This window comes from Pseudomonas pichavaramensis, from assembly GCF_050473265.1.
Taxonomy (GTDB): domain Bacteria; phylum Pseudomonadota; class Gammaproteobacteria; order Pseudomonadales; family Pseudomonadaceae; genus Aquipseudomonas.
On sequence record NZ_JBJKFJ010000005.1, the window covers coordinates 345,699 to 356,576 of the forward strand.

Genomic DNA, 10,878 nt, shown 5'->3' on the forward strand with positions numbered 1-10,878 from the left:
GGATATGAAAAAAGCACTTATTACCGGTGTGACTGGTCAAGATGGTTCCTACCTAGCCGAGCTTTTGCTAGAGAAAGGTTATCAAGTTCATGGTATCAAGCGCCGTGCTTCATCATTCAATACTCAGCGAGTAGATCATATCTATCAAGATCCACACGTTGAACATCAGAATTTCGTTTTGCACTACGGTGATTTAACCGATTCATCTAACCTCACCCGAATACTGCAAGAAGTTCAACCAGATGAAGTCTACAACTTAGGCGCGCAGTCTCACGTAGCCGTCAGCTTCGAGTCGCCTGAGTACACTGCCGATGTAGATGCTATGGGTACCTTGCGTATTCTCGAGGCTATTCGTTTATTGGGGCTGGAGAAAAAGACACGTTTCTATCAGGCTTCGACCTCTGAGTTGTATGGCCTGGTGCAAGAGATTCCTCAAAAGGAAACGACGCCTTTCTACCCGCGTTCACCCTATGCCGTGGCCAAGCTTTATGCTTACTGGATTACCGTGAACTATCGTGAGGCATACGGCATGTATGCCTGTAACGGAATTCTGTTCAACCACGAATCGCCACGTCGTGGTGAGACCTTTGTGACACGCAAGATTACCCGAGGTTTGGCGAATATCGCTCAAGGGCTAGAGAAGTGCCTGTACATGGGCAACATGGATGCGTTGCGTGACTGGGGGCATGCGAAGGACTACGTCCGTATGCAGTGGATGATGCTGCAGCAGGAGCAGCCGGAGGATTTTGTTATTGCCACAGGCGTGCAGTATTCCGTGCGTCAGTTCATTCAGTGGTCTGCGGCTGAACTCGGTATTACATTGCGCTTTGAGGGGCAAGGCGTGGATGAGGTAGCAATTATCGAGTCTATAGAAGGCGATAAGGCACCGGCTCTCGGCATAGGTGATGTCGTGGTGCGTGTTGATCCTCGCTATTTCCGTCCGGCCGAAGTGGAAACTTTGTTAGGTGATCCTGCAAAAGCCAAGCAAAAGCTGGGCTGGGTACCTGAAATTACGGTCCAGGATATGTGTGCCGAGATGGTTCGTGAAGATTTGAAGGTTGCTCAGCGGCATGCTTTGCTTAAACAGCATGGTCATGATGTGCCTGTTTCTGTGGAGAATTGAGTGTGACACAGGATCTGAGCCAGGCGATTTTCGTTGCCGGCCATCGAGGTATGGTCGGTTCTGCTATTGTCCGTTGCCTTAAGGCCTTGGGACATCAGAATCTTCTGACTGCTTCTCGCGAAGAGTTGGATTTTCTCGATCAGAACGCCGTACGGCGCTATTTTTTAACCAATCGTATCGATCAGGTGTATCTGGCGGCTGCCCGGGTCGGTGGCATACATGCCAATAACACTTATCCGGCTGATTTCATTTACGAAAACCTGATGGTTGAGGCGAATATCATTCAGGCGTCGCATGCCGCCGGTGTGCAGAAGCTATTGTTCTTGGGGTCTTCCTGTATATATCCCAAGCATGCCGAACAGCCGATGAAGGAGGAGGCGCTATTGACTGGGTCATTGGAGCCGACCAATGAGCCTTATGCTATCGCCAAGATTGCAGGTATCAAGCTGTGCGAAAGTTATAATCGACAACATGGCCGAGATTATCGGAGCGTGATGCCTACCAATCTCTATGGGCAGAATGATAATTTTCATCCAGAAAACAGTCATGTTATCCCTGCGATGATGCGGCGTTTTCATGAGGCCAAGCTTGCGAATCTCTCCGAGGTTGTCGTTTGGGGTAGTGGTAAACCGATGCGCGAATTTCTCCATGTCGATGACATGGCTGCTGCCAGTGTGCACGTGATGGAACTGGAAGACATGGTCTACAGGGAAAACACTCAACCAATGCTTTCTCATGTAAACGTGGGTACCGGAGTGGATTGCACCATTCGTGAGTTGGCAGAAACCATGAAGCGCGTTGTTGGCTTTGAGGGGGAGTTGGTTTTTGACGCTAACAAACCCGACGGTGCACCTCGCAAACTGATGGACGTTTCTCGTCTTGAATCTTTAGGCTGGAAGGCAACAATCTCGCTTGATAACGGTTTACAGCGGACATATCAGTGGTTTCTTCAAAATTATGGTTTGCTGCGTGGATAAGTCAGTACCTGGTTGGCTTGACGCGCGTAATTTTGCCACGGTGCTTGCTGCAGCACCCTTGATAGCAATAGACCTTTTGGTGGAAAACGATTGTGGTGAGTATCTTCTAGGGCTGCGAAAAAATGCTCCAGCCCAAGATTGGTGGTTTGTTCCCGGTGGGCGAGTACTCAAAGGAGAAGCTCTGGATGAGGCGTTTAGGAGACTTACGTACATAGAATTGGGGCGAGAGTATGAACGTCATAAAGAAGATTTCAGGGGTGTATATGAGCACTTTTATGAGAACTCTATAGCTGGTGGGCACATTTCAACACACTATATAGTTTTGGCTTATCGAGTAAAGCTGGCAGAGCAATACACCATTGCTCTGGATTTTCGTCAGCATAAAAATATGCTATGGGTAAAGCCGCAGGACATGCGCGCGCTTAACGTCCATCATTATACTTTGGCGTATTTCGAGTAGTTAAATGTCTTGTGTAAATCACTCTACCCTTCGTCGAATCGTGCCTGAAATGCCTGACTGCTTTGGAAGGCAAGAGGGCGGTCTTGCGGTTTGTATGAAAACGCCTAACAGTGTTGGGAAAATAGCTGAGGGCGGTATTCGTCTTCAGGGTAAGTACAAAGCTGATGCAGAAGGTCAGCCTTTAGTAAGTGTTATTACGGCAGTATATAACGGGGCTGAGTTTCTTGAGGGCACAATAAATAGTGTGCTTGGGCAAAAATACTCGAATGTGGAATACATTGTTATTGATGGCGGTTCAACCGATGAAACATTGTCGATCATAAGAAAATACGAACACGCTATCGATTACTGGGTAAGTGAGCCAGATGGTGGCGTTTATGCTGCTATGAATAAAGGTATAAGTCTAGCGAGCGGCAGTTGGATCGGGCTCATTAATTCGGATGACCGCTATACGAAAGATGCGATAGAGATAGTTACGGGTGTCGCGAAGAGTGGTGCTGTTGATATTGTGTGCGGCGATCTGGATATTGTGAGTCGGCAGGAGGGGGCGTTTATTGCTCGTCGATCCGCTAATTATTTGAAGCTCCCTTTTGGTATGTATGTTAATCATCCTGCTAGTTTTGTTAGATCTGCTGTTTATAGGAGTGTGGCCTCCTACGATTCTTCGTTGAGGATTGCTGCTGATTATAAGTTTTTCCTAACGGCTTTTGTTTTGAAGGTTCGGTTTTGTAATGTGTCTGCTTGTCTTGCTGTAATGAGGGATGGCGGTCTGAGTATTAAGCATGAACAACTGACTAAGCAAGAGGAGCGATCCGTGAGGAAAGAGGTTTTGCCTTATGCCCTATATCTCTTGGTCGTACTGATTAAAAAAATTAGGAGGCGAGGTTGAGGCGTTTAGCTGTGTACAGTGATGCCGAGCATTTGGGTGGTCATGAAATTCAGTTGCTGAGTGCTCTCAAGGGGATAAAGAATCAGTATGAGATAGTGCTCTTGGTCAACAAGGAGAATAAGGCGTTTATATCTAGGGCGCGCGAACTAGAAGTTTCGGTGAGCCCTTGCTCCTGCTCGGTGGGTCGATTTGAATTTTTTTTGAGATTTTTCCGGTTTTTGAAGGTGTTGCGTGTTTTTTTATTTCTGAAAGTGTGGCGTCCAGAGGCTTTGTTAGTTGCTCAAGGGAATGTGGAGAAGGGAGGGGTTGCTGTTATAGCAGCTCGTCTGGCAAAAGTTAAATGCATTTCATATATTCCGTCTGCTCACTTTCTTGTGGATGTTTCAAAGAGTCGATTCTGGGGGCGGGTTAAAGATTTTATAAATATTTTAAATTATAGGCTTTGTGGAAATTATATAACAATCAATGGATATAACAGGGATCTGATTCGGCGTCGCTCGGCCACGGCTAGAGTTGTAGTGGTAAATAACGGGATAGATTTCAAGCGATTAGATGAGAGTTCTTGTCTTGAGCTAGAGGTTCCATTTGGTCGCAATGGGCGACGCGTGTATTTAATCGTTGGCAGGATGGAGATTTATAATAAAGGGCAGGATTTGATCCTGGAGTGTCTGTCACGATATCCGGACGCTTTTAGGGAGGCGGATTTCGTTTTTTGTGGTAGTGGTAAGGATTCTGATCTATTCAAACGGCTCACAGAGTTTAAGAGTAATATATTTTTCTATGAGCATGTGGACAATATCGCTATGTTTTATCGTCGAGCCGATGTTGTTGTTATTCCCTCTCGTTTTGAGGCGGGAGAGGGGACGCCGATGGTCCTGCTGGAGGCGTTGTATATGAATAAACCAGTTTTAATGAGTGCGTTAGCTGGTGCTGATATGTATCTTGATAAGCGTTCACTTTTTTCGGTTGGATCTGTTGAGGCTTTGGCGGATAGCCTAAAGGCTGGTCTTTTTGATTCTAAGGGTAAAGGAGTTGATGTCGTGTCATTGCATAGTGAGGCGTCTATGATTAAAAATTTTTCTGGTGCGCTTTCCTCTTTCTTGTGATTTTTACTGCTGAATCGAGGTATTCATGCGAGTTGTCTTTGATAGTATTATTTACGAGTTGCAGCGTGCTGGAGGGATATCGCTCTATTGGTCTGAGTTAATATCCAGGGCAGACCCTTTGTCATCAATATTTTGTGGTAAGCCTAATGATAATATTTTTTCCCCTAATTTTGAGTTTGTGGAAGAATCATATCCATCATTTTTGCCTAGGCGTTACCTTCCGTTTTGGATGAAGGGAGGGGTGGGTAAAACGCATATCTTTCATAGCAGCTATTTGAGGTTTTCTAGCGACTCGGCAGCGTTAAATGTTAGTACGGTTCATGATTTTACTTATGAGCGCTATATTCACGGATTGAAAGGCTTCGTTCATGGTTTGCAGAAGCGGCTTGCGGTTAAGCAGTCTGCTGGAGTTATTTGTGTTTCTGAGAATACTAAGGCTGATTTGTTGAATTTTTACCCTTGGGTGGATGAGAGACGAGTACGTGTTATTTATAATGGAGTGGGGCGTGATTTCTTTCCTCTAAACGATGCGAAGGCGTTACTGGCGTCTGAATTGGGTTGTTTTTCAAAAAGGCCTTTTCTGTTGTTTGTTGGAGATCGAAGTTCATATAAGAATTTTGACATTTTTCTACAGTTAGGTAAGATTTTTCTAGAGTTTGATCTGGTTGTGGTTGGTGGGCAAGCCTTCAGCACGGAGGAAAAAAATAAGCTCTCCTCTATTTCTTCGCGAGTTAAACATTTTCGAGGGTTATCCTCAGAAAGTCTCAATATTCTGTACGGCTCTGCTTTTTGCTTGATTTATCCATCCTCTTATGAGGGGTTTGGTATTCCTGTTCTTGAGGCAATGAAGGCCGGATGCCCGGTCATCTCGACGCGATGCTCATCGATACCTGAAGTGGCCGGTGAGGCTGCGCTTTTGGTGGATTCTGTGTCAGTAGATGCTTTTGTTGATCAACTCAATGCGCTTATGAGTCCCGAATTATATGAGGCTCTTCGGCAAAAGGGATACGTTCAAGCTAGTAAATTTTCCTGGGATAAATGCTTTAAAGAAACTACAGGTTTTTATAAGGAAGTATGGGGTGCTTTAGGAACGTAAAGGTATTTGACTGTTTAGAAATGGGTTTGATAGAGGCTCTGCTTTGAAGGTTACTCTCATTACGGTTTCTTTTAATAGTGGCCGAACTATCCGGGCAACTCTCGATTCCGTTGCTGCTCAGCGGTTTTCAGAGCTTGAATATATTATCGTAGATGGTGGTTCTACCGATGCCACCATGAGCCATGTCGCTAGTTTTCCTGAGTTAGTGAGTGAGGCTATCTCGGAGTCGGATGAAGGTATCTATGATGCCATGAATAAGGGACTGCTGCGGGCAACAGGTGAGATCGTGGGTATCCTTAATTCGGACGATTTCTATCTGCACCCAAATGTCCTCAGCGAGGTAGAGGCTATATTTTCTGCTGATCCAGCGTTGGATGTTGTATTGGGCGATGTTGATTTTGTCTCTGACTGCGACTTGGGTAAGCCTGTTAGACAGTATCGTGCTGGAGGCTTCAGGCCTTGGATGCTGCGCTTTGGTTTAATGCCTCCACACCCCGCCGTTTTTATAAGGCGTTCAGCCTACGAACGTGTAGGCTTTTACAAGCTAGGTTATAAAATCGCGGCAGACTTTGATTTCCTGGTGCGTTTGCTGCTTATTGACGGCGCTAAGTATCGGATCATTAATAAGTATTGGGTAAGGATGCGTACGGGAGGGGCGAGTACTGCTGGTTGGCAGAGTAATCTGATATCTACTCGCGAGATGTTGCGTTCTCTCCGTGAAAACGGAATCTTCTCGTGTACGCCTATGCTTTTGCTGCGGCTACCTATTAAATTTTTCAGACAGGTTTTCTTTTGAATTTTTTGCTGACGGGAGCATCCGGTTTTCTCGGGCGAAGTCTGGCCAAGCGCTTGGTCCTTCAAAAGCGAGGGCACTTGACCGTAACCACACGCTCGCAGAATGCGCCAATTGAGGTGCCTTCTTATGTCGTTGGTGATCTATCTGGTACTACCGACTGGAGAAAGGCTGTTACTGGTCAGCAAATAGTTATTCATGCAGCTGCTCGGGCCCATGTTACCAATGTTGGAGTAGGCGATCCGCTTACCGAATATCGCCGCGTTAATGTTGACGGTACGCTGGAGCTTGCCCGGCAAGCCGCTGCAGCGGGGGTGAAACGTTTCGTTTTCATCAGCTCTATCGGCGTTAACGGGAATATCAATGTTCGCCCGTTTACTGCCCTTGATGTCCCGCACCCCGTGGAGCCCTATGCCCAGTCCAAATGGGAGGCTGAGCAGGGGCTTTGGCGCATCCACCAGGAGACAGGGATGGAGCTGGTGATCATTCGTCCTCCTTTGGTATATGGCCCCGGGGCTCCGGGTAACTTTGGGAGTCTGGTTCGCTGGATCGGTAAAGGGATTCCACTACCCCTCGGCGCTATCCACAATCGCCGTTCGCTGGTTGGCATCGACAATCTTGTCGATTTGATCGTTCGCTGCATCGATCATCCTGCTGCTGCCAACCAAGTCTTTCTGGCGGGTGATGGTCGCGATCTATCGACTACGGAGCTGTTGCGTTTAGTGGGAGATGTAATGGGGCGGCCTGCACGGTTGATTCCTGTGCCTGCTGGCGTTCTGAAGCTCAGCGCGGCATTGTTGGGGCGGAAGGCTATGGCGCAGCGCTTGCTAGGGTCTTTGCAGGTAGATATCTCGCAGACATGCGAGACACTTGATTGGCAGCCGCCTTTCAGTATTGAAGAGGGGCTAAGGCGTTGTTTCTTGCCATCAGATTGACTGGCTTTTAGAGGTTGAGCCTGTGATACGTGTTTTTGATGTTGTTTTGTCCTTGCTGGGTTTGGTCTTTGGCTTCCCGGTGTTGATTTTGATCTATGTGCTGGGCTTGCTGGACACGGGATCTCCGATGTTTCGTCAGGAGCGTGTAGGCCGTGGAAAGCGGCCGTTTACTTTGGTCAAGTTTCGGACTATGGCTGTGGATACCGCTTCTGTCGCGAGCCATCTGGCCTCCAGTGCTTCGATCACGCGCTTGGGAGGCTTTCTGCGCAAGACCAAGCTCGACGAGTTGCCGCAGCTCTGGAACGTTCTGAAAGGAGAGATGAGCTTGGTTGGGCCTCGGCCTAATCTGTTCAATCAGGGCGAGCTGATCGCTGAGCGGGATGCGCGCGGGGTGTATGGTGTTCGCCCAGGTATCACAGGGTTGGCCCAAGTGCAGGGCATAGATATGTCGACACCGGCTCTACTTGCTGAGACCGATGAGAAGATGATCCGGTCGATGTCAATTTCACTCTACTTCAGCTTGATCTTGCAGACTGCGCTGGGTAAGGGTGGCGGTGATAGGGTTGTACATTGAGCTTAAGGTGGTGCGCCGCTCTGGCTCGCGGTGTTCGAGCGTGTGCTTCTTTAAAGTCGTGGTGAGGCAATCTGAAGGATGAGGATGAATGGTGTGCGCCAGTTTCTGGTGAGTTTGCCCAGGCGACAAAAGCGCATGTTGCAGTTGCTGGTCGACACGATCCTTGTCTGGGTCGCTCTTTGGCTGTCCTTTGCGCTTCGTCTGGGAGACATCGACGCAGCCAAGCCGTTTTCTGGCCACGGCTGGCTTTTCATCATCTCTCCGCTGATAGCTCTGCCTATCTTTATTCGCCTGGGTATGTATCGGGCGGTAATGCGTTATGTGGGTAGCGATGCCCTGATCACAATTGCTAAAGCCGTGTCTCTTTCGGCCCTGGTGTTGGCGCTTGCTGTTTACTGGTATCGCGGCCCGACAGCGCTTGTGCCGCGTTCTATGGTTTTCAACTATTGGTGGCTCAGCCTGCTGTTGCTAGGTGGTCTGCGTCTGGGAATGCGCCAATTCTTCATCGGGGCTTGGCTTGAGCCTGTTGTAAGGCAGCGTGACGCCGGCGCGGGCGTATCGCGGGTCGCCATTTACGGTGCTGGGACAGCTGGCAATCAGCTGGCTGCTGCCTTGCGTTTAGGTCGAGCGATGAGGGCGGTGGCATTCATAGATGATGACGCAGGAGTTGCCAATCGCGTCATTGCAGGTTTGCGTGTATATGCACCTAAGCACATTCAGCAGATGATCGACGAGACGGGGGCTGACGAGATTCTCTTGGCGATGCCTTCCATTTCACGCGCGCGCAGGCGGGAGATTCTCGACGCGTTGGAGCCTTATGCGCTGCATGTGCGCAGTGTTCCTGGCTTCACCGATCTGGCAAGCGGGCGGGTGAAGGTCGAGGACATTCAGGAGGTCGACATCGCTGACCTTCTGGGTCGCGATGCGGTACCGCCTCGCCAGGATCTATTTGAGCGTTGCATCAAGGATCAGGTCGTGCTGGTAACGGGGGCCGGTGGGTCCATCGGTTCCGAGTTGTGCCGGCAGATACTGGCCAGTGGTGCGCGCACCCTGCTGCTTTTCGAGCACAGCGAGTTCAATCTCTACAGCATTCACAGCGAGCTGCAGCAGCGGACCGAGCGGGAGTCGCTGTCTATCCGGCTGGTGCCGATTCTGGGGTCTATTCGTAACTTCGAGCGCTTGTTCGACATTCTGCAGACTTGGCGGGTGAACACCGTTTATCACGCCGCAGCTTACAAGCATGTCCCGATGGTCGAGCACAATGTTGCCGAGGGGGTGCTGAATAATCTGGTGGGGACCACCAATGCTGCGCAAGCCTCGATCAAGGCGGGTGTCGCCAACTTCGTGCTGATTTCCACGGACAAGGCCGTGCGTCCCACCAATGTCATGGGCAGCACCAAGCGCCTGGCCGAGATGGTACTGCAGGCGCTGAGTCGTGAGTCGGCGCCGTTGCTGTTCGGGCAGGAGCAGGGCGTCCACCAGGTCAACAAGACGCGCTTCACCATGGTTCGCTTCGGTAACGTACTGGGGTCTTCCGGTTCGGTCATTCCGCTGTTCAGGGAGCAGATCAAGCAGGGTGGGCCGGTGACGGTGACTCACCCGAATATCACCCGCTATTTCATGACCATTCCCGAAGCGGCGCAGTTGGTGATTCAGGCGGGGTCGATGGGGCAGGGCGGCGACGTATTCGTGCTGGACATGGGCTCGCCGGTGAAGATTGCCGATCTGGCCGAGAAGATGATTCGCCTGTCCGGACTTTCCGTTCGTGATGAGAGCAATCCTCATGGTGATATTGCCATCGAGTTCACGGGTTTGCGCCCCGGTGAGAAGCTCTATGAGGAGCTGCTGATAGGCGAGGATGTGAAACCGACCGAGCATCCGATGATCATGCGCGCCGAAGAGGACATGCTGCCCTGGGACGAGCTCAAGGTGCGCCTGCAGGCGCTGCTGGCAGCTGTCGATGAGGATGACTACGCGCATGTGCGGGTGTTACTGCGCGAGACGGTGCATGGGTATGTGCCGGAGGGTGAGATCGTTGACTGGATCCACCTGCGAAATCGGGAGCGTTGACTCGAAGATTTGACAGATGGGAGATAGTGTCTAGGTTGATTTATGTGGGCTGTGAAGCCCCATACGGATCAACTTGTGAAAGGATGCATATCATGCTGAAAGCCCGTCTTTCTTCCCTGCTGTTTGCTGTTCTCACCTCCCTCTCTCTGGCTGCTTTCGCAGCTGAAACTCCGAAAACTGAAAGTGCCAAGCCGGTTGCCGTTGAGATGGCGGCGGTCGCTGCGGTTAATCTGAATACTGCTGACGCGGAAACACTGCAGCGTGAGTTGGCGGGTATTGGAGCGACCAAGGCTCAGGCTATTGTGGCGTACCGTGAAGAGCACGGTGATTTCGCTTCTGTTGATGAGTTGCTGGAAGTGAAGGGAATTGGGGAGGCCACGCTGGAGAAGAATCGCGACAAGTTGAGTGTTAACTGACGCTTGTCGGCGTTTCTGTCTAGGCCGGTCGTTGACCGGCCTTTTTCGTTTTTGCCGGTTGAAGATTGGGCAATGCAATTTGCGCCTTTTGTAGGAGCCCCGACTCGGGGCGAAGCTTTTGCTTTTGCCGTGTTTGGGCGAACGATTCGCGGCGGGGCGCCGCTCCTACAGGTGCAGGGGCTCCCTCAGGAGTGGAGAGCTTGAGGCGGAGTCCCTGGTGAGAGTCCTGCAGGCACAAAAAAGCCTCGGATCAACCGAGGCTTTCGAATTTGGCTCCGCGACCTGGACTCGACAGCGCAGCTGAACGCGCTTCAGCGCGGCCCCGAAGGGGTGAGCGAAGCGAATAACCTGGGACGCAGTCCCTGGTGAGAGTCCTACAGGCAATAAAAAAACCCAGCGGTTAGGCTGGGTTTTTGAATTTGGCTCCGCGACCTGGACT

General features: G+C 50.2%; 11 protein-coding genes. All 11 read left to right on the forward strand.

The genetic code is table 11. The annotated features are described in order from the left end of the window. Positions 1–4 precede the first annotated feature (4 nt). The 11 genes from gmd to ACJRW5_RS11180 all read left to right on the forward strand — a co-directional run bounded on the left by gmd (position 5) and on the right by ACJRW5_RS11180 (position 10,439). Positions 5–1,123 (forward strand): GDP-mannose 4,6-dehydratase, encoded by a 1,119-nt coding sequence (gmd, locus tag ACJRW5_RS11130; RefSeq protein WP_484570571.1) that lies wholly within the window; start codon positions 5–7, stop codon positions 1,121–1,123. A 2-nt stretch (positions 1,124–1,125) separates the two neighbouring features. Beyond that, positions 1,126–2,100, forward strand: coding sequence for a GDP-L-fucose synthase (fcl, locus tag ACJRW5_RS11135; RefSeq protein WP_484570572.1), 975 nt, complete (start codon positions 1,126–1,128; stop codon positions 2,098–2,100). Beyond that, entirely contained in the window at positions 2,093–2,560 is a 468-nt protein-coding gene (locus ACJRW5_RS11140; protein ID WP_484570573.1) for a GDP-mannose mannosyl hydrolase, read from the forward strand. Before fcl ends, ACJRW5_RS11140 begins: the two co-directional genes overlap by 8 nt. Before the next feature lie 49 nt (positions 2,561–2,609). Beyond that, complete coding sequence (locus ACJRW5_RS11145) at positions 2,610–3,449, forward strand: glycosyltransferase family 2 protein (RefSeq protein ID WP_484570574.1); 840 nt, start codon at positions 2,610–2,612, stop codon at positions 3,447–3,449. An 11-nt stretch (positions 3,450–3,460) separates the two neighbouring features. Further along, positions 3,461–4,555 (forward strand): glycosyltransferase family 4 protein, encoded by a 1,095-nt coding sequence (locus ACJRW5_RS11150; RefSeq protein ID WP_484570575.1) that lies wholly within the window; start codon positions 3,461–3,463, stop codon positions 4,553–4,555. Positions 4,556–4,580: 25 nt separating this feature from the next. Continuing rightward, positions 4,581–5,651, forward strand: a complete 1,071-nt coding sequence (locus ACJRW5_RS11155; protein ID WP_484570576.1) for a glycosyltransferase family 4 protein — start codon at positions 4,581–4,583, stop codon at positions 5,649–5,651. A 43-nt stretch (positions 5,652–5,694) separates the two neighbouring features. Continuing rightward, the gene (locus ACJRW5_RS11160; protein WP_484570577.1) at positions 5,695–6,447 is read left to right on the forward strand and encodes a glycosyltransferase family 2 protein; all 753 of its coding nucleotides are present in this window, start codon (positions 5,695–5,697) and stop codon (positions 6,445–6,447) included. 5 nt (positions 6,448–6,452) lie between these two features. Beyond that, positions 6,453–7,379, forward strand: a complete 927-nt coding sequence (locus tag ACJRW5_RS11165; protein WP_484570588.1) for a UDP-glucose 4-epimerase family protein — start codon at positions 6,453–6,455, stop codon at positions 7,377–7,379. A gap of 22 nt (positions 7,380–7,401) precedes the next feature. Next, the gene (locus tag ACJRW5_RS11170) at positions 7,402–7,953 is read left to right on the forward strand and encodes a sugar transferase (RefSeq protein ID WP_484570578.1); all 552 of its coding nucleotides are present in this window, start codon (positions 7,402–7,404) and stop codon (positions 7,951–7,953) included. 135 nt (positions 7,954–8,088) lie between these two features. Continuing rightward, positions 8,089–10,023, forward strand: coding sequence for a polysaccharide biosynthesis protein (locus ACJRW5_RS11175; RefSeq protein ID WP_484570589.1), 1,935 nt, complete (start codon positions 8,089–8,091; stop codon positions 10,021–10,023). Positions 10,024–10,115: 92 nt separating this feature from the next. Continuing rightward, positions 10,116–10,439 (forward strand): ComEA family DNA-binding protein, encoded by a 324-nt coding sequence (locus ACJRW5_RS11180; RefSeq protein ID WP_484570579.1) that lies wholly within the window; start codon positions 10,116–10,118, stop codon positions 10,437–10,439. The last annotated feature ends 439 nt before the right edge of the window (positions 10,440–10,878 follow it).

Coding starts and splice junctions, on each gene's coding strand:
- ACJRW5_RS11155 (WP_484570576.1), top strand. CDS start 4,581: ATGCGAGTTGTCTTTGATAGTATTATTTACGAGTTGCAGCGTGCTGGA.
- ACJRW5_RS11180 (WP_484570579.1), top strand. CDS start 10,116: ATGCTGAAAGCCCGTCTTTCTTCCCTGCTGTTTGCTGTTCTCACCTCC.
- ACJRW5_RS11145 (WP_484570574.1), top strand. CDS start 2,610: ATGCCTGACTGCTTTGGAAGGCAAGAGGGCGGTCTTGCGGTTTGTATG.
- gmd (WP_484570571.1), top strand. CDS start 5: ATGAAAAAAGCACTTATTACCGGTGTGACTGGTCAAGATGGTTCCTAC.
- ACJRW5_RS11175 (WP_484570589.1), top strand. CDS start 8,089: ATGTTGCAGTTGCTGGTCGACACGATCCTTGTCTGGGTCGCTCTTTGG.